Genomic DNA, 21,720 nt, shown 5'->3' with positions numbered 1-21,720 from the left:
CGGCTCCCTGGACTCTGGGGGCCGACCCAAGTCAAGGTTCGGTAATGATTTTCATCTCAACGTCAATCAGCCTGGTTTTGAAAATCGTTTCCGACTAGCGTGGGTGTCGTCCAGCCGAGACGGGCCCCTCCACACGGGGTCCGGATGCTCGTGATGAGCAACAGCCCCGAGGAGTACCCACGCCATGCGCGTCGTCCTGCCCCGCTCCGTCCGCAGACACCCCGCCCGCCTGCTGCTGAGCGCCGCCGCTGTCGCCGCCCTCGCGGCCACCAGCGCTTGTTCGACCTCCTCGCCGGCGAAGACGAGCTCCTCCGGCACGGGCGGCTCCAAGACCATCCAGGTGGTGGCGGCGGAGAACTTCTGGGGCAGCATCGCCACCCAGCTCGGTGGCGAGCACGCCAAGGTGACGAGCATCATCACCAACCCGGACACCGATCCGCACTCCTACGAGCCGACTGCCGCGGACGGCCGCACGGTCGCGGGTGCGGACTACGCGATCACCAACGGCATCGGCTACGACGCCTGGTCCGACAAGCTGCTGGCCTCGAACCCGGCCTCCGGACGCACCGTGCTGAAGGTCGGTGATCTGGTGGGGAAGAAGGAGGGCGACAACCCGCACCAGTGGTACTCGCACGACAGCGTGTACAAGGTGATCGACCAGATCACCGCCGACTACAAGAAGATAGACCCGGCCGACGCGGCCTACTTCGACTCCCAGAAGCAGTCCTTCGAGACCCAGACGCTGGCCAAGTACAACCAACTGGAGTCGGACATCAAGGCGAAGTACGCGGACACCCCGATCGGCGCCTCGGAGTCGATCGTCACCCCGCTCGCCGAGAGTATGGGGCTGAAGATGCTGACTCCGGAGACGTTCCTGGACGCGGAGAGCGAGGGCACCGACCCGACCGCTGCCGACAAGGCGACCATCGACCAGCAGATCAGCGGCAAGCAGATCAAGATCTACGTCTACAACACCCAGAACTCCAACCCCGACGTGGTGGCCCAGGTCAACGCGGCCAAGGCGCAGGGCATCCCGGTCGCCCAGGTCACCGAGACCCTCGCGCCGGCCTCCGCCACCTTCCAGGACTGGCAGACCGGCGAGTTGCAGGGCATCGCGGACGCGCTGAAGGCGGCGACGGGCAAGTGAGTCTCCACCCGACCGAAGAGGTCCGTACGGCCATGGGCCCCAGCGCTCGATCAACAGGGCCCGCGTCAGGCACCGAGCCGGTGCTCTCGCTGCGCGGCGCAGCCGTGCGCGTTGGCGGGCGGACCCTGTGGTCGGGTGTCGATCTGACTGTGGGGGCGGGGGAGTTCACCGCAGTTCTCGGCCCCAACGGAGTGGGCAAGTCCACCCTGGTCAAGGTGCTGCTCGGCGTGCTTCCGGCGGCAGCCGGCGAGGTGCGGGTCCTCGGCGGCGCGCCGGGCGCCCGCAACGCGGCCGTGGGATACCTGCCGCAGCGGCGCAGCTTCGACGCGAGCGTGCGCATCCGAGGGGTGGACGTGGTGCGCCTGGGCCTGGACGGGGACCGGTGGGGGATCCCCGTCCCGGGCCTGGGCCGCGCCAAACGCCGCGCGGCCCGTGAACGCGTCCAGGAGGTCGTCGAACTGGTCGGCGCCTCGGCGTACGCGCACCGGCCGATCGGGCAGTGTTCGGGCGGTGAGCAGCAGCGGCTGCTGATCGCGCAGGCCCTGATACGGCGCCCCCAAGTGCTGCTGCTGGACGAGCCGTTGGACAGCCTGGACCTGCCCAACCAGAGCGCGATCGCCGCACTGCTGGGCCGGATCTGCCACCAGGAGCAGGTGTCGGTGGTGATGGTCGCGCACGACGTGAACCCGATACTCCACCACCTGGACCGGGTGGTGTACATCGCCGAGGGCGGCGCCGTCGCCGGCACTCCGGCCGAGGTGATCACCTCGGAGACGCTGACCCGCCTCTACCGCACGCCGGTCGAGGTGCTGCGCACCTCGGACGGTCGCCTGGTGGTGGTCGGCCAGCCCGAGGCTCCCGCGCTGCACAGCGACCGCCACGGTGACCGCCATTCGGAGCCCGGCACGGGAGGTGGCCATGCTGCTGGCCTCTGACGCGACGTCACCCGTCTTCTCCTGGAACCTCCTTGCCGACTTCCAGGAGATGTGGGCGTACCCCTTCATGGTCAACGCCTTCCGTGCCGGTGCGATCGTCTCGGTGGTCTGCGCGGCGGTCGGCTGGTTCATGGTGCTGCGCCGGCAGACCTTCGCCGGACACACGCTGTCCGTCGCCGCGTTCCCGGGCGCCTCGCTGGCGATCCTGCTCGGCGTGAGCACCAGCCTGGGCTACTTCGGCTTCTGCGTGGCCGCCGCGCTGGTGATCGCCGCACTCGGGCGCAAGGGCCGCGACGCCGGAGCGGAGGAGTCCGCCGTCACCGGGACCGTGCAAGCCTTCGCACTCGCCTGCGGCTACCTGTTCATCAGTCTCTACAAGGGCCTGCTGGAAGGGCCCACCGCGCTGCTCTTCGGCAGCTTCCTCGGCATCACCACCGGCCAGGTGACCCTGCTGGCGGTCGTCGGCGCGGTCGTCCTCGCCGTCCTGGCGGTGATCGGACGGCCGCTGCTCTTCGCCACCATCGACCCCGAGGTGGCCGCCGGGCGCGGCGTGCCCGTGCGCCTGCTGTCCACCGTGTTCCTCGTCCTACTCGGCGCGGCGACCGCCGAAGCGAGCCAGATCACCGGAACGCTGCTGGTCTTCGCGCTGATGGTGATACCCGCCGCCACCGCCCAGCAGCTCACCTCCCGACCGGGCCGCAGCTTGGCGCTCGCCGTGCTGATCGGCTTCGCCTCCTGCTGGCTGGGTCTGATCGCCGCTTACTACCAGCCCTATCCGCTCGGATTCTTCGTGACCACCATCGCCTTCACCGGCTACGTCCTGGCCCACCTCGGCCGCGCCGCGCACGAGGCGCTCAGCCGCTCCCGCCACCGCGGCCGGACCCCGCTCTCGATCGGCGGTGCGGCATGAACATGCTCACCCAGCCCTTCTTCCAGCACGCGCTGCTGGCCGGCACCGCGATCGCGCTCGCGGCGGGCCTGGTCGGCTACTTCCTCGTCCTGCGTGCCCAGATCTTCACCGGCGACGCACTCAGCCATGTCGCGTTCACCGGCGCGATGGCGGCCTTGGCCGGCGGCTACGACCTGCGGCTCGGGCTGTTCGCCGCCACCATCGGCGTCGGCCTGCTGCTCGGCGGGCTCGGGCGGCGCGGCCGGCCCGACGACGTGGTGATCGGCAGTGCCTTCGCCTGGATCCTGGGCCTCGGCGCCTTCTTCCTCACCATCTACACCACCTCTCGCAGCGGAGCCCAGGGCGGTGCCGGAACCAGCGTCCTGTTCGGCTCGATCTTCGGCCTGAGCACCAGCCAGACCCAGCTCGCCGTGCTGATCGCCGCCGCGATCAGCGCCGTGCTGCTGCTGATCGCCCGCCCGCTGCTCTTCGCCACCGTGGACGAAGCCGTCGCAACCGCCCGCGGCGTGCCCGTACGGCTGCTCGGCTTCGGCTTCCTCGCCCTGGTCGGCGCCACTGCCGGCGAAGCCACCCAGGCGGTCGGCTCCCTACTGCTCCTCGGCCTGCTCGCCGCACCGGCCGGCGCCGCGATCCGCCTGACCGACCGCCCCTTCCACGCCCTCGCGCTCTCCGCCGGCCTCGCGGTCGCCGAGATGTGGGGCGGCCTGCTGCTCAGCGCCGAAGCCCCCGAGCTCCCGCCGAGCTTCGCCATCATGGCCACCGCCACCGCGGTCTACGCCGCGACCTTCCTGATCCGCCCCCGTCGTCGTCCGGCCCTCCCGACGGCGGCTTGACCGCACGCAACGGGTCAAGGCGCAAGGCCGCGCTCAGCGCGGCGGGGCGGGGAAGACCACGGAGAGCTTCTGGACGCGGCCGTCGCGGCGGAACATCAGCCAGACCAGGCTCGGCGGGCAGGGGTCCTCGAGGTCGGCCGGGTTGACCACGTCCATCTCCCAGATGGTGATGTCCCGGCTGGCCACGACGTGGCGCACCTGCTGGCGCACGCCCTTCTCCAGCACCTGGCACAGCACCGGGCCGGGGTGGATCCGCTCGCCGGGCTGGGCGAACCTGCCGATCATCTGCGACTGCGTCGGCCACCGCTCGGCGATCTCCCGGGGCAGGGTGCCGCTCTCGGCGGCCGCCAGGGTCGCCACGGCCTCGTGCCGGCTCTCCTCGACCCGGGCCGAGGTGTCGTCGTGCGACTGCGCCGCGGTCGCGACGAGCACCTGGGCCAGCTTCGAGCGGGCCTGGCTGAGCCGGCTGCGCACCGTGCCGACCGGCACCTCGCAGGCGGCCGCGATCTCCTGGTAGGTGCTGACGCCGCTGAAGTGCCGCAGCATCAGCACCAGTTGCAGCTGCTGCGGCAACTCCTCCACCGCGCCCCAGATCCAGTCGCGCATCGCGTGCTGCTCGACAACGCGCTCGGGGAGCGCCTGCTCGCGGCCCGGAAGGGCCAGGCGGTCCAGACCGTCCAGCCCCGCCAGGCCCTCCAGCCCCTCCAGGCCCGGCGTCTCCCGGGAGGCGCGCAGGCGCATCCGGCAGGCGTTGCGCACGATCGCCCGCAGCCACGGGCCGACGGCTGCGGGGTCCCGCACGTCGCCGATGCGGCGCAGCGCGGTCAGCGCCGCGTCCTGCATCGCGTCCTCCGCGTCGGGGCCGTAGCCCAGCAGGCTCAGCGCGACCGCGCGCATCGGCGCCTGATGGCGGGCCAGCAGCAGGCCGAGGGCACCGGTCTCGCCGGCCTGGGCCCTGCGGGTGAGTTGCTCGTCCGTGGGCGAGGTGAGCGGTGCCATGCCTGGGTGCCTCCGTGGCGACGGGTCACGAACCATCGGAACATCGAACGGGGATCAAGGCCGTCCGACGTCCTCGGGCAGCCAGCTCCCGTGGAAGCCGGCCGGGACCGGGTGGGGGAGTTCCACGACGGCCTGGACGGTCAGCTCCGCCGCGTCCAGGACGAGTAGTTCCCCCGCCCCGCCATTGTCGTCCGAGACCAGCGACAGGAGCCAGCCCGCGTCCTCGTCGCCGCCGTCCGCCGCCGGCACGAAGACCGCCTCGCCGGCGTGGCGGCCGGCGGGCGTCGCGTGGACGCGGGTGGCGTCGTGGGCCAGGTCGTGTTTGACGACGCCACCACCCGAGACGGTGTAGAGGTAGCGGTTCGGGCGGCCGGTGCGGGTCTCGTTGCGGGTGGGGAACTCGGCCTCACGGTCGTCCAGTCGGGCTTCGGCGACGCGGCCGGTGGCCGGATCCAGCGCCCAGCGGTGCAGGACGGACGCGGGCCGGGCGGACGCGGCGAGCCCGGCGGGTCGGCCCGGCCCGCCGATCCGCGACCAGGTCCGCTGGAAGCCGGTGCGGTCGTAGCGCACGGCGTCCAGCACGATCCGGCCCCGCGCGTCCTCGTAGGCGTTGCCCACATGGAAGACGTAGCAGGGGTCCACCTCGAACCAGCGCACCGCGCCGTCGCCAGGCGCGCGCGACATGACGCCGAGGCGCGCGCCGTAGCCGTCGTCCCAGCGGTAGGGCATGCGCCGGCTTCCGACGAGGGAGTGGTCGAAGACGACGGGGAGGTCCAGCCAGATGACGTGGTGCTCGGTGACGGCGAAGTCGTGCATCATCGTCGGCCCCGGCACCTCGACCGGGCGGCTGTCGAGCAGCAGCCCCTCGGCGGTGACCCGGTGGTAGGTCAGGTACGGCGGGGTGAACCCCGCACCGAACAGGTGCAGTTCGCCCGTGACCGGATCCTCCTTGGGGTGGGCGGTCATCGCCGTCGTGAGCCGCCCCCCGAAGTCGTACGGGCCGACGGTCTCCAGCTCCGCGGTGACCCAGTAGGGCAGCCCCACCTCGCACAGCGCCAGCACGGTGCCGGCGTGGCGGATCACGTGGGTGTTGGCGGGGGTGGCGGCCAGGTCGAGACTGCCGTCCCGGTGCAGGAACGGATGGCCGGCCAGCTCCCGGGTCCGGATCCACCGGTTCCGGTACCACTCGGCGCGCCCGTCGCGCAGCCGGATGCCGTGCAGCATGCCGGGGCCGGTGAACCAGTGGCCGTTGTCCTCGCCGGGCCGCGGATTGGGGCCGTTGCGCAGGTAGCGGCCGTTCAGCTCGGGCGGCAGGGTGCCCCGGACGGTGAGGTCGACGGCGCTGTGCTCCTCCGGCACCGGCGCGAAGCGGCCGCGGAGGTAGTGCGGCGGGGTGTCCGTGTCGGTCATGTCGCCTCCCCGCCTCATCGGGCCGGGCCGGGCGCCGACGCCGTGACCGGTGCCTGACCCTGGCTCTGACCGTGGGCCTGGAGCCGGGCCTGCACGCGGGCCGGGTAGGCCTTGGTGAACACGGCCGGGGCCAGCAGGCCGACGACATGTGCGGCGATGCCCACCCAGCCCGGGGCGTGCACCGCGCCGCAGACGGCCAAGGTGACGGCGATGAAGGTGAAGCCCGCACCCCAGGCGGCGGTGATGTGGTCGTTGACCCGCAGGAACCCCGGCTGGTCCCAATACGCCTGCGGCGTCTGCCGCTTGGCGATGCCGAGGGTGAAGGGGCGGCGGATCGCCAGCGTTCCCCAGGCCGTGAGGGCGAGCCAGGCGAACGAGACGACGTCGGTGTGGTTCGACAGCGCCGAGTGCGGTGCGGCCACGGCGACCGCGCCGACGGCGGCGAAGTAGACGACCGTGCTGATCTCCAGGATCAGCGCGTCGAGACCGACGCCGCGTCGGCGGTCCTGCAGCAGGAGCAGCAGCCCCGAGAGGAGCCCGCCGGTCGCGCCCCAGCGCCAGTCGGAGCCAGAGACGGCGGCGGAGACGATCCAGGGGACGAAGCCGCGCAGATAACCCATCGTGAACAGTCCTCAGCGATCCTCGGTGAATGATGGACGACACGTACTGGATGCGCGGCGCGCGCCGAAGTTCGCACCATGCGATGTGATGTGCGTCACACAGTCCGCCGGGTCGGAGGATCAGCCGTGTTCCGCCGAGCCGGTGAGCCGGAGTTTGCGCTGGGCCCGCTGGTAGAAGGTGGTCTGACCGAGTCGCACGACGCGGGCGGCGGCGGGCAGCATGGTCACCTCGACGACGCCGCCCGGCGAGATGTGGCCGACCAGGCGGCCGTCGGCCTCGACGGCGAGGTCGCCGCTGTGCGGCAAGACCTCCAGGGCGAGTCGCTCGCCGCTGGAGAGGAAGACGGAGCGGTTGAACGCGGCGTGTGGAGCCACGGGGGTGATCAGCAGCCCCTCCGCGTTGGGGGAGACGATCGGGCCGCCGGCGGAGAAGCTGTACGCGGTGGAGCCGGTCGGCGTGGCGACCACGACCGCGTCGGCGGTGTAGGCCACGAAGGGCTCGCCCTGGACCCGGACGGCGACCGCCGCGGACTTGTGTCCCGGGCTGCGCAGGAGCACGACGTCATTGAGTGCCGTCTCCTGGGCAGCCCCGAAGCGGGCGTGGACGCCGGAGCGGTCTTCCACGGTGAAACGGTGGGCGTCGATGGCGTCCAGCGCGGCCGGGAGTTCCGGTATGTCGACCTCGGCGAGGAAGCCCAGGCGCCCGACGTTGACGCCCAGGACCGGCGCGTGGCCCCCGGTCGCGAGCCGCATGGCGCGCAGCATGGTGCCGTCCCCGCCGAGGCTGATCATCAGGTCGGCGCTGGTGACCATCTCCTCGGCCTCGACCGGAATGGCCTCGCAGCCGATCCGTCCCACCTCCGCCGCCAGCCCCAGGACCTTCGTCCCCCGGGCCCGGCTCCAACGGGTCACGGCCTCCACGGTGGGCGCGCAGGTCCGCTCGGGGTGGAGTACCAGCCCCACTGTGCCGATGAATCCCATCCGGGGCACCTCGATGTCGACCAGGCCACTGCTGCTCCCTCCAGTCACGCACAGCCGGTCGCCACCTTCAAGGGCACCGCCGTCAGGGGCGGGGCGATCGGATGCGCGGCTCGATCAGCGGAGGGCCACGAGCACCGAACTGATGCCGTACTGCCACACCGAACCGACCTGGCGGAAGCCGGCCTCGCGCAGCAACTCGCCATGCTGGGCCGCCGACAAGCCGTTTCCATCGCCCTCGCAGGGCGGCAGCTGCCGTTCCCGGGCCGCGAGCAGGTGGGTGAACTCGGGGATCCGTCCGATCGCGGTCCACCAGGCCGACCAGTCCTCGATCTCGTCGACGCCTCGCCGCCCGGCGCGCCGTCGGCCGACCGCGGTCGCGAGCGCCGCGAGCTCGGGCTCCTCGGGGACCAGATGGTCTCCGTTGACCAGGATGCCGCCGGGCCGCAGTGCGCCTGCCAGATCGCGGTAGATCCCGAGCAACGCCCCGGCCGACGGGTAGTGCAGCGCCGTCGTGGACACCACCGCATCCACGGGGCGGTCCAGTGCCAGTGCTTTGAGCCAGTCCGCCTGCCCGATGACCACCTCGACGTAGCGGGCGGCCTCCCGGTGGTGGACGCGGCCCAGTGCGAGCAGGAGTGGATCGATGTCGACCGCGACGATCTCGGCATGCTTCAGCCGCGCCGAGATGCGTGCGGCGAGCGAACCGGGCCCGCTCCCGAGGTCCACGATGAGCGGCCTCTCGCGTGATCCGACGACCTGCTCGACGGCGTCGGTGATGACGGTGAACCGCTCCTCGCGCTCGACCGCGTAGCGTTCCTGCTGCCGCTCCCAGCGGTCCACCCAGTCCTCGGCGAGTTCCGCACTCACGGGCACGCCGAGTGCTGTCGCGTCTGCCATCTCTGCCGGCCTTCCTCGATGTTCATGGTCGCCCTGTTCGTTGCCCGGAGAGGGGCGAACGGCGGGCTGACTGAGGTGTGCTGCTGTCGCTGCCATGTCTATCGAAGATGAAAACCATTTACGAATCCGACTGTGGTTTGTATCCTGACGTCGTGTCAAGTCGGCCCGGCGGGGCCTCGGTGGATCGAGGGCCGGCATGGGCGTGCAGCGGATCATGCCCGGTTGATCTCATTGCGTTGCGGTGCCGCCGCGATGCCGGTCAAGATTTGGTAATGGTTTTCATCTCATGTCAATAGTGGCTGGCTATGAAAACCGTTTCCAACTAGCGTGGAACTCGCCCACCGGAGTCGGGCCCTGCCGCGGGTAGGCCCGCAGTGCGAGGAGTAACCGCGTTATGACAGCCGTCCTGGCGCCCGCCTGAGCCGTGTCGCGACACCGGGGAGAAGATCCGTGACCGAGGCGAAGATCAGCGTGCCGACGACGGCCTTCAGCAGGGCCGGCGAACGGCGGCAGAACGTGACCGAGCGGCCCGGGGCAGACGAGAACGGCTTCGGCCGGCTGACCCCTCGGCGCACCGAGATCCTGCGGGCCCTGGCCGCCTGCGAGGACTTCGTCAGCGCCCAACTACTGCACGCCGGCCTGCGCGCCTCCGGATCCCGGGTGGGCCTGAGCACCGTCTACCGGGCACTGACCGCGCTCGCCGCCGCCGGCCGCGCCGATGTCGTGCGTGACACCAACGGCGAGCGGCTCTTCCGCTACCGGCCGGGCACCGATCACCAGCACTATCTGATCTGCCGCCGGTGCGGCCTGAGCGAACCCGTCGACTCCACCGCAGTCGAGGCCTGGGCCGACCGAGTCGCCGAGCTGTCCGGTTTCGCCGACGTCCACCACACCGTCGAACTCACCGGCATCTGCGCCACCTGCCTCAGAGCCGTCACGACGGTCGGCTGACGCACCGCCACCTCCCGTGCCACGCACCTGCGGCGCGGCGATCACCCGGCTTGCCTTCGACGGAACCGGCCGCTGGCTGTCTGTCCCCCGACGGTGCATCCGACAGCACCGTCTGGGAGTTCTCCGGCAAGGGGCCGGCCGGTGGCAAGCCCCGATCCCTACGCGCCCGCAGCCGATGCGGAAAGGGCGGTACGGATCAGCCGATCCGTACCGCCCCGCCACGCCGCTACCCTGCTCAAGTCGCCGCGGCGGCCTCGGTGGCGTGCAGGGCGGCGGCGGCCTTGGCGGCGATCGGGTTGGTGGAGCTCAGCCGGGTGTCGAGCACGACGGCGAGCCCGGCGGGCCCGCTGGGTTCTTAAGACGGCGAGGGCCGCGGTGCCGTTGCCCCCGGCCCACGTCTGGCAGCACCAGGCCCCGCAGCCTTCCACTTGAGCACTGGAAGCCCCGGTGTGCCGGAGGGTTTATGGTCGAAGACATGGGAGAGCGACAGGTCGCGCCCATCGCGCCGGACCTGGTACTGACGAGCGCCGGCGGCTCGCGGGTCCTCACCCCGAGCCGCTCCTACCACGTCGGCCGCGACCCGGTCAGCGAGATCCCGCTCAGTGACCCCCGGGTGTCATGGCATCACGCGGTGCTGCACCTCGGCGACGGACACTGGATGCTGGACGATCTGGGCAGCGCCAACGGCACCTGGTCCGAGGGCCGCCGGATCTCGCGCCTCGATCTGGGCGCCGACAGCGTCATCCGGTTCGGCAGCCCGGGCGACGGCCCCGAGGTGGAGCTCACCGTGGCACCCGCACAGCAGCCTGCCGTCCCGCGCCCCACCGCACTGACCGCCATCACCGGCTCCTACCGGCCGCCCACCAGCATCCATCCGCTGGTCGCCCGCACCCTGCGGATCGGTCGCGCACCCGACAACGACCTGGTCCTGACCGACCTCGAGGTCTCCCGCCACCACGCCGAACTGCACACCACCGGCGACGGCCGGTACGCGATCACCGACCTGCACAGCCACAACGGCACCTACCTCAACGGTCAACCGGTGATGCAGGCCGTGATCGGCCCGAGGGACCTGCTGGGCATCGGCCACTCCGAGTTCTGCCTGGTCGACGGCGAACTCCAGGAGTTCGTCGACACCGGCGACATCACCCTCGATGTGGCCGACCTGGTGGTCACGGTCGACGATGACCGCCGGCTGCTCGACGGGATCAGCTTCCCGGTCGGCCAGGACTGCCTGCTGGCGGTCACCGGACCGAGCGGCTCGGGCAAGTCCACCCTGCTGAACGCGCTCACCGGGCTGCGCCCCGCCGACGGCGGCACGGTGCGCTACGACGGTCGTGACCTCTACCGCGACTACGCCGAACTGCGCCACCGGATCGGGCTGGTGCCGCAGGACGACATCCTGCACACCCAGCTGACCGTTCGGCGCGCCCTCGGCTACGCCGCCGAGCTGCGGTTCCCCGGCGACACCGGGGCGGCCGAGCGGACCGCCCGGGTCGACGAGGTGATCGCCGAACTGGGCCTGGACAAGCGGGCCGACCTGGTGGTCTCCAGCCTCTCCGGCGGCCAGCGCAAACGGGTGAGCGTGGCCTTGGAACTGCTCACCAAGCCGTCGCTGCTCTTCCTGGACGAGCCGACCTCCGGGCTGGACCCGGGCATGGACCGCTCGGTGATGCAGATGCTGCGGGCCCTGGCGGACGACGGCCGCACCGTCGTCGTGGTGACGCACAGCGTGCTGAGCCTCGACCTCTGCGACCGTCTGCTGATGCTCGCCCCGGGCGGTCGCACCGCCTACTACGGACCGCCCGGCGACGCCCTGGAGTACTTCGGCTGCTCGCAGTGGCCGGAGGCGTTCGAGAACTTCGAGACCCAGGAGGACCGCGACTGGGAGGACGAGTACCGCGCTTCGCCCGCGTACCGCCGGTACATCGCGCCCATGGAGCGGCCCGAAGCCTCGGCCGTGCCGTCCGGGCCGGCCGAACTGCCGCCGTCGGCGCCGGCCGGGGCGGAGCCGTCGGGGTCGGCCGAGGACGGCGGGGTGCCGCCGTCCGGGCCGGTCGGGGTGGCGCCGGCAGGGCCGGCCGAGCAGCCCAGCGTGCCGTCTGTACCGCCCGGGCAGCGCAGCCTGAGGTCCACGCTGCCCGCGCGACGCCGGGCGCGTCCCGTCGTACCAGCCATGCCACCCCCGCAACCGCAGCGCTGGGACCGTCAGTTGGGCACCCTGGTGCGCCGCTACACCGCCGCGCTGGCCGCCGACCGCACCTTCGTGGTGATCATGATCGCGCTGCCGTTCGTGATGGGCGTGCTGGCCCGGGCGTTGGCCGGCGGCAAACTCACCCAGAGCAGTGCGTTCAGCGCGCTCCTGATCCTCTGCGTCGGCGGGGTGCTCACCGGCGCCGCCAACGCGGTCCGCGAGCTGGTCAAGGAGCGGGTGATCTACCGGCGGGAGCGCGCCGTCGGGCTCTCCCGATCGGCCTACCTCTGCTCGAAGGTGGTGGTGCTCGGCACGGTCACGGTGGTTCAGGCCGTGGTGCTCACCATGGTCGCGTTGGCCGGAGTGCGGCTCAAACCCCAGGGCGGCAGCGGGGTCCTGATGCCGCCGCTCGCCGAGATCGTCATCGTGATGGCATTGCTCTCCTTCGCCGGAATGATGCTGGGCCTGCTGGTCTCCGCGCTGGTCGGCAAGGAGGAGGCCACCATGCCGCTGCTGGTGCTGCTGGCCATCGTGCAGGTCGTCTTCACCGGCACCCAGCTGCGCCTGCACGGGGTGCCGGGACTCGAACAGCTCTCCTGGTTGGTGCCGTCCCGCTGGGCGATGGCGGCGATGGCAGCCACCGTCGATCTGCGGGCCATCGCGCCCGGCAACAGCCTGGCCGCCGATCCGCTGTTCCGGCACAGCGCGGGGGCCTGGTGGCTGAGTACCGGGATGCTGCTGGTGCTCAGCTTGGCCTACGGCCTGCTGGTCTACTGGCTGCTGCGGCGCACCGAGCCGGCGGTCATGCGCCGGGCCAGGAGGCGCTTTCCCGCCCGGCCCGGAAGGTCGCAAGCCGGGCCGGGAACGCCCGAAGAGGCAGCCGGATCGACGGTCATGCGCCGGGCTGGGCTTCCGGGTATGCCACCACGGAACCGGGGTGATGGCGGCTCGGCCGGGTCTCAGCTGTAAGGGCCCCGGCGGCCGAAGCGGGCCGGCACGCGGCGCGCGCCGTCCTCGTCGAGGCCGAGGGCGGCGGCGACCGCATCGAGGCCCGTGCCGCGCCGGGCTTCGTGGGCGGGCCAACACGGAGCGGCCGGGCCGATCGTCAAGCGCCCGGCGCGGAGAGTGTGGTGAGCTTGAGAGCGCGCTTCGGGCGGAGCGAGCCCGGCCAGCTGCCGTTGCTCCGCGCCAGCAGGTGGTGGCGGCCGCCGGGCTCGACATCGAGGACCAGCGGGAGACTGGCGACCAGGCCTTGGGCAAGTCGCACCTGGTGGCTCCCGGGAGTGACCGGGAGCTCCACGGTGCGGCCGATGCGGACCGTGCCCGCGACCACGCCGTCGATCAGCACCTTGTAACTGCCTGCCGAGTACTCGTACTCCACGGCGCGGTAGACGCTGATGATCCCGTACACCGACACTGGCCGACTCCTCGCTGCGAACCTCTTCCCCGGCGGGTGGCACCGGGCCGACCCTACCGCCGCGACCCCGCCGGCGTGACGGCGCGTGCCCAGGATCGCTGGAGCCTCAATAAGCCTACGTACGAAGGGTTTCCGCCGTCGGCGCGTTGTGGTACTGCTTTCTCCTGTCATCGCGTACACGGCATCCGGGGGAGCACGGCATGGTCACCATCGAGCTGCGGGTGTCGGACCCGGCCGAGCTGCGGGCCCTGCGCACCCTGCTGGTTCGGATGCCGGGCCTGGAGGTGGTGCAGCAGGCGGGCGCACCGGTTCAAGGTGAGCTGGGCGTCTGGGACTTCCTGCAGGTGGCGGCCGCCAGCGGGGGTGTGCTGGCGGCCGCCGTCGGCACGATCCCCGAGTTCATCCGCTCCCGCCGCACGGACGTCACGGTCACGATCAAGCGGGAAGACCTTGAGGTCGAGGTCAACGCCAGCAACGCGGAGGACGCGCTGCGGCTCGTCGACAAGGCGCTGAATGGCTGACGCTCTCGATGGCGAGTTCGCCAACTCCCGGGCCGTGCTGATCGGGGCCTGGGACTACGCCGAACTCCTGTGCGTACCGGCCGCCGAGAACAGCTTCGACCGCTTCAGGACGATGCTCACGGGACCGCTGTGCAACTGGCCCGAAGACCGGATCACGGCGTTCCCCAACCGGCCGTCCCTGGGCGCCCTGCCGCACCAGCTGGTCAAGGAGTTCGCCGACGCGACCGATGTCGCCCTCTTCTACTTCGTCGGCCACGGCCAGTACGACTTCAACGACCAGCTCTGCCTGGCTCTGGGGGACTCCAGCACGGAGGCCCGGTTCCGCAACACCACGAGCCTGACCTTCGAACAGGTCCGCAACGCCTTGCAGATCAGCCGCGCGAAGACCAAGATCGCCGTTCTCGACTGCTGCTTCGCCGGCCTCGCCGCCGAGACGGGCGGCCGGCTCTCGGCCGGCCCGACACTGCCCGCCGCCAAGGGCTTCTACCTGATCATGGCCAGTGGCCCGCACGTCCAGGCGTGGCACCAGCTGGAGAGCGAGGCGGCCACCCCGCAGACCTATCTGACCAAGTACCTGATCGACGCGGTCGAGCGCGGGATCCCCGGTGAGGGCGAGGGCATCCGGCTGGGCCCGCTCTTCCAGGTGGTCGCCGAGCGGCTGCTCCGGGACGGCAAACCCGAGCCGGGCTCCCGCGCCGGCGATCAGGCCGGCGACTTCGTGATCGCCCGGAACAGCGCGGTCGGCCTGCGCGGCCGTGACCTCACCGCCGACACCACCGTCACCTTCCGGGAGTCCTTGCGCGACACTCCCGTCCTGCTCCGGGTCCCGACCCGCTGCGACGGCTGCGACGGCACCGGACGGATCGGCGCCCAGCCGTGCGACAGCTGCCAGGGGAGCGGCTGCGGGCCGCAGCACCGCACGGTCGACACCGTGCTGCCGCGTGGTGTCGCCGATGGCCGGCGCATCCGCCTGGCCGGGCAGGGCTTCGCCGGCCCCGGCAACGGCCCGGCCGGCGATCTGCTGGTGACGGTCCACGTCCAGCCCGACCCGGTCTTCGGCCGCTGCGACGACCACCTCACGGTCGAGCTGCCGATCAGTCATACCGAGCGGCTGTACGGCACCACCGTCTCGCTGCGGGCGCCCACCGACGAGTGGGTCGCCGTCCAGATCCCGCCGGACACCCCGTACGGCACCGTCGTCACCGTGCCGCACCACGGCGTCGACCAGGCGGACGGACGCGGTGACCTCCTCGTCGTTGTCACCGAGGCAGCGCCATGCGACGCGCAGGCCGACGCCGAGCTGCGCACCCAACGACCCACCGCGATGCGCCCGTTGCCTCCCGAGCCCACCGGCCCGGTCACGGTCTTCCGCCCGTCCGTGAGCAGACTGCTGGTCACCTGGTGGCTGGTGCTGCTCGGCGTCGGACTGGTCGTGGCGCTCATCGCGCTCCCAGTCCTGCTTCCGCCACTACCCGTCGGCCATTGGGGCAGCCTTCTGGGACCCATGACCGGCGGCCTACTCTTCCACTACGCCCGCCGGACCTACCTCCGCCGGAAGCCGCCGCTGCGGATCACCGACGACGGCATCGAGTACGTCCGGTTCGGATACCTCCCCTGGCCGGACATCGCGGGCGTCTGGCCCAGCGCGCCGGGGCATCCCTGGGTGACCGTCATGCTGCGCCGCAAGCAGCAGCTGTCGAGCGGCCAGCCGAGCCCGCTGGTCGTGCCGGTCATCATGCTCTCCGACCTGCGCCGGCAACCCGAGTCCGTCACCGACGCGATGCGCCGACACTGCCCCAGCCTGCTCATCAACTCCCGTCAGGCCGGGCGGTGAGCCGCGGCTCACCAGCCGTGCCCGAACGTCCTTCCGGTGCCCGCGGCGGCGGCCAGGGTGGGACCGAGGTCCTCCAGCCGCAGCCGCCGGTCGAGGTACAGCAGCCCGTAGCTCAGGGGAGCCAGCGGCGCCCGGACCGCCATGAGGAGGGCGACGGCCAGGCAGACGACCAGGACCAGCATCGTGAAGCCGGCCTCGGACAGCCAGATGGAAAGACCGGCCTGCGCGCCGTCCAGGGAATCGGAGGCCAGCAACCGGGACACCGCCATCGCCAGTACGGTCATCGCCACCCGAACGGCCAGATCGCCGATCATCCTGACCAGGTACGGGATGCCCAGACTGCGCCACCAGGCACCGCGGTTGAGCTGCCAGGCGCGCCGGAGCGCGGCGACCGGGCGCTGCTCCTCCAACACCAGCACCGGCACCGCGAGAACCAGCCGCACCCCTACGTAGACGGCGCCGCCCAGGCCGGGGACCAGCAGCAGCAGACCGTAGGCGGCTGCGATGGGACTGGCGACGAAGTAGAGCAGGACGCTCGGGAGCAAGGAGCCGACCAGGATCCCGAGGGCTGCGATGGCGGCCAGGAGTTGGACGCCGACCACCCGCCAGACATGGCCTCGGGCCCGGCTCCAGGCCTGCCGGGCCGTCAGCGGGTGGCCCAGCACCGCGTGGCCCACGACGACGGTGCCGACCGCCGAGGTGATGGCCGAGGCGATGACGGCCAAGAGCATGAAGAGCACGACGAGCACGGCCGATGCCACTGTCAGACCGACCAGTTGATGGTCGGTCATCCGGTGCGACGCCGGCAGCGGACCGACCTCGGCGTAGGCGAGGCCGGCACAACCGCTGAACAACCCGGCGCAGCCGAGCGCCACGACCAGCAACGGGTAGTAGAGGGAGCCCGGATAGCGTCGGACGGTGGCGAGCACCCCGCTGACGATGTCCCCCAGATCCAGCGGGCGCAGCGGTACCGTCCCCGGCTTCGGCGCAGGCGGCGCGACCACCCAGCCGGGCGCGGCCCACGGCCACGCAGGCACGCCACCTGCCGCAAACGCCGGTTGTTCCCCCGGAGTTGTCATATCGATCAGGCCCTCCCGCCGCAGCGTGGCGCGGCGCCTCTCCGAGCGTAAGGCATGTGAGGCGCTGCGGCAGGAGGTTGCGGAGCTGTGGTCGTGACGTCCGTCCATCGACCGGCCCGAGGGCGCGAGGGCCGTGCTCGGGGAAGTGCTCAGCCGCACACGCCGCGGGTGTAGTCGAAGGTCGCCGCAGCCTGCGAGTACTGCCACTCAGGGGTGAGCAGGTTGGCGTCCAACTGGCTTGCGGCGGTGGGGTCTTCGACGATGTAGCCGAAGTCCTGGAGGTAGGCCGGGTAGAGGTTCTTGGAGCCGGTGTAGAAGGCCGAGCCGTCGACCGAGACCAGCTTGTGGTGCAGTGCGTACGGGTGGCCGTCGGCCCAGGTCGGGGTGGCGGCGGCGCGGAAGGTGGCGAGCTGCAGGTTCTGGCACATCGCGGTGTGCGCGCTCTGGCTGCTGCCGGTCAGGGCGGCCAGGTGGTTCAGCAGGGTGTCGCTGACCTCGTTGAGTGACTTGATCTGCGAGTAGCCGCCGCTGCCGACCAGGCCGCGGTTGGCGGGGTCGCTGACCACGATCCGCACCTTGACGCCGGCCGCGAGCTTGGCCGCCAGGGTGTCGTACAGCGCGACGTCGTAGCGCGGCATCGGCGGGCAGGTGCCGTTCAGGTCCTGCTGGGAGATCTCGATGTGGCTGGTGGCGCTCGCGACCAGGGTGCGCAGCGCGCTCTCCTCCGGGTTGACGGTCGCGTAGTCGCGGTCGGCGTTGGTGTAGTCGTGCACGCCGATCGGGCCGCAGCTGACGTCCGGGGCGGTGGCGGCGTTGAACGGGGCCGTCGAGGCCGGGTCCGCGTTCCGGATGCCGACGCCGAGGCCGCCGATCGCGATGACCGGGGTGCTGCCGGTCGCGGCGGCGGGCGCCGGGTTGGCGTCGTGCTCCAGCGTCGGGTCGCAGGAGGCGCCGTTGGAGGCGGCGAACCAGGCGGCGGAGAGCAGGCCGGTGTTGCGGCAGGTCCAGTCCCACAGGGTGTCCAGGTAGCGGCCGGCCGTGCCGGCTGCCGGGCCGCTCAGTGCGAGGTCGACGTCGGAGACCGGGTGGGTGGTGTCGAGGTAGTCGTCCTTCCAGCCGTTGATGCCGCCGGTGATCACCCGCTGCCCGTCCACCACCAGCAACTTGGAGTGGTTCCAGGAGAACGCCGTCTTGGCGGTGGTCATCGAGGCGACGGTGAGGGTGATGCTGCCGGCCGCGTCGCCGAGCTTGCTCACCAGTTCATCGCGGTACCGGGTGGGCAGCGCGGTGATGTTGTAGAGCGGGGCCGCGCCGACCAGGATCCGCACCTGCAGCTTGTTGCCTCCTCCCACGGCCGACTTGAGGCCGGCCACGATGGCGTCCTCGAAGCCGCCGTTCGGGAACGGTGCGAGCGAGGATATGTCGACGGTGCGGGTGGCGGAGGCGATCGTGCTGGTCATCCGGGCCAGCAACTGCTGGGTGCCGGGCCGGTCGGTGCAGGCCGGGTCGCCCCAGCAGCCGGGCGTCTGGAGCAGCCAGCCGGCCGGGTCGCCCGCGGGCGCGTCAAGGGCGTTGCCGGCGGTGCGCTGCCAGACGGTGCCCTCCAAGCTGGGGGAGAGCTGACGCAGCGTCTGCTCGACGGCGTCCAGGTGCGGGGTCGGGGCGTCGGCCTGGACGGTGCCCTGCGGGCCGGGCGCGGCAGGGGAGTTGGCGAAGGCGGGGGCGGCCGGGACGGCGGCGAGGACGGCGGTGGCCAGGGCGACGGACGCGGCGCGGCCCAGGCGGTGGGGCTGCTGACGGAGCACAGGGTTCCTTCAGGGAGTTTGATGGCTGTTCAACTGATCGAAACTGAAAGCTACCTGAAAGTAACCTGAGACTCCATCGGATCTCCGTCAAGAGCGCGTCAGTCCTCCTTGGAACGTTCGCAGCAGGAGTGACCTCACCACCCCGGCAAGTGGCGTATTAGGGTGGTGTCATCTGGTTGGTGTCATCCGGTGGGGGAGGCACGGCATGAGCGCCGAGATCGTGCAAGTGGTGGAGCAGGCAGGTCCCTACGTCACCGCCGCGTTGGGAGCGTACGGGAGCGCGGTGCTGACCCGGGCCGAGAACGCGGCCGCGGACGCCACCGCCAACGTGGGGCGACGGCTCCTGCGCGCTGTCTGGCACCGCCGCGACGCGCAGGGCCAAGCGGAGCTTGAAACGGCAGTGCGCAAGGCGGCCGACGAGCCCGGCAACGCGGACGCCGCCGGCGCGCTGCGCCAGCAGATCCGGCGCGCGCTGAGGGATGACGCCGCGTTACTGCGGGAGGTGATGGCGGCGATGCCCGCCCCAAGGGGCGACGTCACCGCATCCGGGGAGAGATCCGTCGCCGCCGGCGGATCCATCGGCACCGCCATCACCGGTGACAACAGCCACGTCGAGAAGTGACCAGCGCATCGGGACAGCGCTCCCTCGCCGCCAACGGGCACATCGGCTTGGCCATCACCGGCGACGACTCCTCCGTGACGGTGCTGAACCTTCCGGAGATCCGGTCCGCGCGGGACGTCCCGGCCCCACCGGGCGCCGGGAACCTGCCCGGTCCCCCTCCTGACCGGGTCGTCGGGCGCTCCGAGGAACTGAGACGGCTGCGGGAACTGCTCACCGGGCAGCGCGGGGCCGCCGTCACGCCGCGGCAGGCGGTGCACGGGATGGGCGGGGTCGGCAAGTCGACGCTCGCATTGCACTACGCCCACACCTACCGGAACGACTACACCGTGGTGTGGTGGATCAATGCCACCTCGCCAAGTCGCATCGACGCGGCCCTGGCAGACCTGGCCGTTCACCTCCACCCGACGCTGGCGACCACCACACGGCCCGACCAACGCACGATATGGGCCACCAGCTGGCTCCAGTGGCACCCCGGCTGGCTGCTGATCTACGACAACGTCGAGGAGCCGCACCACCTGCTCGGCTATCTCGGGGCGCTGACCGGCGGACACCACCTGGCCACCAGCCGCAAAGCCGCCGGCTGGCACAACGTCGCTCCCAGCCTGACGTTGGGCCTCCTCGCCCCACAGGCCGCCGCCGACCTGCTGTGCGGCCGGGCCTTCGAAGGACAGGCGCCCACCGATCGGCAACGTCATGACGCGGAAGCTCTCGCCGCCGACCTCGGCTACCTGCCGCTGGCCCTGGAGCAGGCAGGCGCCTATCTTCGCCACAGCGGCGGCGCCGTCGCCGGCTACCGCGACAGCCTCGGCCTGAGGCTGGATCAAGCCGCAGAGGGTTCAGACCCGCAGCGGACCATTGCCCGCATCTGGGACGTGACGTTCCAGGCCATCGCCGACCGCAGCGAACTGGCCGTCACCGTCCTGCACACCCTGGCCTGGCTCGACCCCAATGGCTTCCCCAGCACCCTGCTGGCCCCGCTCACCACGCACTCCATGGACCTGGAGGGCGCGTTGGGCCTGCTGAACGCCTACAGCATGGTCGCGTTCGACGGGGCGGCCGTGACCGTGCACCGCTTGGTCCAGATGGTGCTTCGCACCGATCCCCGGGGGCGGGGTACGGCTGAACAGGTGCTGGTGCACGCGGTGTACCCAGAAGGCCGCCAGCACGACCCGCAGGACGCGCAGTTACGGGTTCTCCTGCCGCACGTCTTCGCACTTGCCGCCGCGACGCCCCCGGGTAGCCACTCCGCCGTCCAGATCCAGCTGTACACGGACGCCGCCGAGCACCTGAACCAGCAGGGCGAGGGCGGCCGTGCCCTGCCGCTGCACCAAGCAGTCCTCGCTCATCGCGAGTTGGTGCTCGGCACCGCCCACGCCGACACGATCGCCAGCCGTGACGCGGTCGCGGTCAGCTGTAGATCCACGGATCTGCCCCGTGCCACCGCCCTGCTCGAAGAGAACCTCCGGCTGCGTGAGAGCCTACTCGGCCCCATGGATCCGGCGACCGTGGTCAACCGCCGCAACATCGGCACCGTGTACCGCGACGCGGGCGACCTCCAGCGCGCCGTCCCACTGCTGGAGACCGCGCTCGAACAGTGCATGGAGGTGCTCGGTCCGGCGGACACCTACACCCTGTTCTCCTGGGCCGACCTCGCCCTTGCCTACCAGTTCGCCGGGAGGATCCGCACAGCGATCGAGATGTTCGAGATCAACCTCACGCAACGCATCATGCTGCTCGGCGAGTTCCACATGGACACGTTGGGCAGCTGTCAGTATCTGGCCAGCGCATACCTTCAGGCTGGGAACCTCTCGGCTGCGAGGGAGTTCTTCGAGAGGACACTTGCCGGGTGCGAACACTCGCTCGGCGCCACCCATTGGGCCACCCTGACCAGCCGTGACAACCTGGCGGTCGTCCACCAGCAGGCCGGCGATCCCCGGCAAGCGATAGCGCTGCTGCACATCAACGTCGCGCGCCGCGAAGAGGCGGCCGGCGCCGCCCACCCGAGCACCCTGATCAGCCGCATGCTTCTTGCCTTGTGCTACGAGGAGGCGGGAGATGTCCTGCAAACCGTCCAACTGCTCGACACGGCGCTCACCGACTACGAGCAGACACTGGGGGAAGCGGACCACCAGACGATCATCGCTCGCGGCTACCTGGCGGGCGCGTGCTATCGGGCGGGCGACCTGAGCCGCGCCGTCCAGCTGTACGAAGCCAACTTCGACGCATCCGTGAAAACCCTGGGCCGCCGCAGCGATGAGGCCGTCACCAGCGAGATCAACCTCATCGCCGCCCGACTGTCCCTGGCTGATTCCCGCCGACCGCTACGCCGCCTGCTCGGCCTGTTCCGCCGCGGGCGGGGCAGGCGCTGACGCGGGAGGCCTCCCGGCGCCTTCGAGCTGCCGTAGCCCGGGAGTTGCGCGCCGGCAGCCGTCACGCCGCCAGGCGACGGACCATCAGGGTGCCGCCACGCCCATCCGGTCCGATGGGGGCCCCGCGCAGCCGCGCATGGGCGCCGCCGGCGGCGGTCAGCTGGGGGTGGTCGCCCTGCCCGACGATGGCACCGTC

Annotated in this window: 18 protein-coding genes; 10 read left to right on the top strand and 8 right to left on the bottom strand. The window is 71.4% G+C overall.

The annotated features are described in order from the left end of the window. The first annotated feature begins 184 nt into the window (after positions 1-184). The 4 genes from P3T35_RS27205 to P3T35_RS27190 are packed head-to-tail and all read left to right on the top strand — an operon-like array spanning position 185 to position 3,825. Complete coding sequence (locus tag P3T35_RS27205) at positions 185-1,147, top strand: zinc ABC transporter substrate-binding protein (protein WP_101378391.1); 963 nt, start codon at positions 185-187, stop codon at positions 1,145-1,147. Next, positions 1,144-2,082: a metal ABC transporter ATP-binding protein gene (locus tag P3T35_RS27200; RefSeq protein ID WP_280708108.1), complete on the top strand. Its 939-nt coding sequence runs from the start codon at positions 1,144-1,146 to the stop codon at positions 2,080-2,082. The genes P3T35_RS27205 and P3T35_RS27200 overlap by 4 nt, the downstream gene beginning before the upstream one ends. Then, positions 2,066-2,992: a metal ABC transporter permease gene (locus P3T35_RS27195; protein ID WP_101378389.1), complete on the top strand. Its 927-nt coding sequence runs from the start codon at positions 2,066-2,068 to the stop codon at positions 2,990-2,992. The genes P3T35_RS27200 and P3T35_RS27195 overlap by 17 nt, the downstream gene beginning before the upstream one ends. After that, positions 2,989-3,825 (top strand): metal ABC transporter permease, encoded by an 837-nt coding sequence (locus P3T35_RS27190; protein ID WP_101378388.1) that lies wholly within the window; start codon positions 2,989-2,991, stop codon positions 3,823-3,825. Before P3T35_RS27195 ends, P3T35_RS27190 begins: the two co-directional genes overlap by 4 nt. Positions 3,826-3,858: 33 nt before the next feature. Here P3T35_RS27190 and P3T35_RS27185 read toward each other — a convergent pair whose 3' ends face one another. The 5 genes from P3T35_RS27185 to P3T35_RS27165 all read right to left on the bottom strand — a co-directional run bounded on the left by P3T35_RS27185 (position 3,859) and on the right by P3T35_RS27165 (position 8,732). Continuing rightward, the gene (locus tag P3T35_RS27185; RefSeq protein ID WP_101378387.1) at positions 3,859-4,824 is read right to left on the bottom strand and encodes a sigma-70 family RNA polymerase sigma factor; all 966 of its coding nucleotides are present in this window, start codon (positions 4,822-4,824) and stop codon (positions 3,859-3,861) included. A 54-nt stretch (positions 4,825-4,878) separates the two neighbouring features. Then, positions 4,879-6,234, bottom strand: coding sequence for a carotenoid oxygenase family protein (locus tag P3T35_RS27180; RefSeq protein ID WP_101378386.1), 1,356 nt, complete (start codon positions 6,232-6,234; stop codon positions 4,879-4,881). A 14-nt stretch (positions 6,235-6,248) separates the two neighbouring features. Continuing rightward, positions 6,249-6,854, bottom strand: coding sequence for a hypothetical protein (locus tag P3T35_RS27175; protein WP_101378385.1), 606 nt, complete (start codon positions 6,852-6,854; stop codon positions 6,249-6,251). A gap of 120 nt (positions 6,855-6,974) precedes the next feature. Continuing rightward, positions 6,975-7,883, bottom strand: a complete 909-nt coding sequence (locus P3T35_RS27170) for an NAD(+)/NADH kinase (RefSeq protein ID WP_218976611.1) — start codon at positions 7,881-7,883, stop codon at positions 6,975-6,977. 66 nt (positions 7,884-7,949) lie between these two features. After that, the gene (locus P3T35_RS27165; RefSeq protein ID WP_101378383.1) at positions 7,950-8,732 is read right to left on the bottom strand and encodes a class I SAM-dependent methyltransferase; all 783 of its coding nucleotides are present in this window, start codon (positions 8,730-8,732) and stop codon (positions 7,950-7,952) included. Between the two features lie 450 nt (positions 8,733-9,182). On the opposite strand from P3T35_RS27165, the gene P3T35_RS27160 reads away from it, so the two are divergent. Both P3T35_RS27160 and P3T35_RS27155 read left to right on the top strand, forming a co-directional pair. Next, positions 9,183-9,683, top strand: coding sequence for a Fur family transcriptional regulator (locus tag P3T35_RS27160; protein ID WP_348533439.1), 501 nt, complete (start codon positions 9,183-9,185; stop codon positions 9,681-9,683). 475 nt (positions 9,684-10,158) lie between these two features. Continuing rightward, a complete protein-coding gene (locus P3T35_RS27155) occupies positions 10,159-12,846 on the top strand; it encodes an FHA domain-containing protein (protein ID WP_280708104.1) in 2,688 nt (895 codons plus the stop codon). 136 nt (positions 12,847-12,982) lie between these two features. On the opposite strand, the gene P3T35_RS27150 is transcribed toward P3T35_RS27155, so the two are convergent. After that, the gene (locus P3T35_RS27150) at positions 12,983-13,294 is read right to left on the bottom strand and encodes a hypothetical protein (RefSeq protein ID WP_101378382.1); all 312 of its coding nucleotides are present in this window, start codon (positions 13,292-13,294) and stop codon (positions 12,983-12,985) included. Between the two features lie 200 nt (positions 13,295-13,494). Here P3T35_RS27150 and P3T35_RS27145 point away from each other — a divergent pair, with 200 nt between their 5' ends. Then, positions 13,495-13,815 carry a hypothetical protein gene (locus P3T35_RS27145; protein ID WP_101378381.1) on the top strand — a complete coding sequence of 107 codons (321 nt, stop codon included), beginning with the start codon at positions 13,495-13,497 and terminating at the stop codon, positions 13,813-13,815. Next, entirely contained in the window at positions 13,808-15,649 is a 1,842-nt protein-coding gene (locus tag P3T35_RS27140) for a DnaJ C-terminal domain-containing protein (RefSeq protein ID WP_101378380.1), read from the top strand. Before P3T35_RS27145 ends, P3T35_RS27140 begins: the two co-directional genes overlap by 8 nt. Before the next feature lie 8 nt (positions 15,650-15,657). Here P3T35_RS27140 and P3T35_RS27135 read toward each other — a convergent pair whose 3' ends face one another. Beyond that, a complete protein-coding gene (locus P3T35_RS27135; RefSeq protein ID WP_101378379.1) occupies positions 15,658-16,686 on the bottom strand; it encodes a hypothetical protein in 1,029 nt (342 codons plus the stop codon). Positions 16,687-16,877: 191 nt separating this feature from the next. Next, positions 16,878-18,533, bottom strand: a complete 1,656-nt coding sequence (locus P3T35_RS27130; RefSeq protein WP_101378378.1) for a phospholipase D-like domain-containing protein — start codon at positions 18,531-18,533, stop codon at positions 16,878-16,880. 205 nt (positions 18,534-18,738) lie between these two features. Here P3T35_RS27130 and P3T35_RS27125 point away from each other — a divergent pair, with 205 nt between their 5' ends. Both P3T35_RS27125 and P3T35_RS27120 read left to right on the top strand, forming a co-directional pair. Beyond that, complete coding sequence (locus P3T35_RS27125; RefSeq protein ID WP_101378377.1) at positions 18,739-19,155, top strand: hypothetical protein; 417 nt, start codon at positions 18,739-18,741, stop codon at positions 19,153-19,155. A gap of 260 nt (positions 19,156-19,415) precedes the next feature. Next, entirely contained in the window at positions 19,416-21,524 is a 2,109-nt protein-coding gene (locus tag P3T35_RS27120; RefSeq protein ID WP_143676685.1) for a tetratricopeptide repeat protein, read from the top strand. Positions 21,525-21,720 lie beyond the last annotated feature (196 nt).

It is taken from the genome of Kitasatospora sp. GP30 (genome assembly GCF_029892145.1).
In the GTDB taxonomy this organism is placed as follows: Bacteria; Actinomycetota; Actinomycetes; order Streptomycetales; family Streptomycetaceae; genus Kitasatospora; species Kitasatospora acidiphila.
Note: the sequence above shows the minus strand (reverse complement) of the source record. Positions and strands in the feature narration are given on the sequence as shown.

Excerpts from the sequence above, each read along its gene's own strand:
- P3T35_RS27165 (WP_101378383.1), bottom strand. The coding sequence starts at position 8,732 with ATGGCAGACGCGACAGCACTCGGCGTGCCCGTGAGTGCGGAACTCGCC.
- P3T35_RS27175 (WP_101378385.1), bottom strand. The coding sequence starts at position 6,854 with ATGGGTTATCTGCGCGGCTTCGTCCCCTGGATCGTCTCCGCCGCCGTC.
- P3T35_RS27180 (WP_101378386.1), bottom strand. The coding sequence starts at position 6,234 with ATGACCGACACGGACACCCCGCCGCACTACCTCCGCGGCCGCTTCGCG.
- P3T35_RS27120 (WP_143676685.1), top strand. The coding sequence starts at position 19,416 with ATGGGCGGGGTCGGCAAGTCGACGCTCGCATTGCACTACGCCCACACC.
- P3T35_RS27155 (WP_280708104.1), top strand. The coding sequence starts at position 10,159 with ATGGGAGAGCGACAGGTCGCGCCCATCGCGCCGGACCTGGTACTGACG.
- P3T35_RS27205 (WP_101378391.1), top strand. The coding sequence starts at position 185 with ATGCGCGTCGTCCTGCCCCGCTCCGTCCGCAGACACCCCGCCCGCCTG.
- P3T35_RS27190 (WP_101378388.1), top strand. The coding sequence starts at position 2,989 with ATGAACATGCTCACCCAGCCCTTCTTCCAGCACGCGCTGCTGGCCGGC.
- P3T35_RS27125 (WP_101378377.1), top strand. The coding sequence starts at position 18,739 with ATGAGCGCCGAGATCGTGCAAGTGGTGGAGCAGGCAGGTCCCTACGTC.
- P3T35_RS27145 (WP_101378381.1), top strand. The coding sequence starts at position 13,495 with ATGGTCACCATCGAGCTGCGGGTGTCGGACCCGGCCGAGCTGCGGGCC.
- P3T35_RS27140 (WP_101378380.1), top strand. The coding sequence starts at position 13,808 with ATGGCTGACGCTCTCGATGGCGAGTTCGCCAACTCCCGGGCCGTGCTG.
- P3T35_RS27185 (WP_101378387.1), bottom strand. The coding sequence starts at position 4,824 with ATGGCACCGCTCACCTCGCCCACGGACGAGCAACTCACCCGCAGGGCC.
- P3T35_RS27195 (WP_101378389.1), top strand. The coding sequence starts at position 2,066 with ATGCTGCTGGCCTCTGACGCGACGTCACCCGTCTTCTCCTGGAACCTC.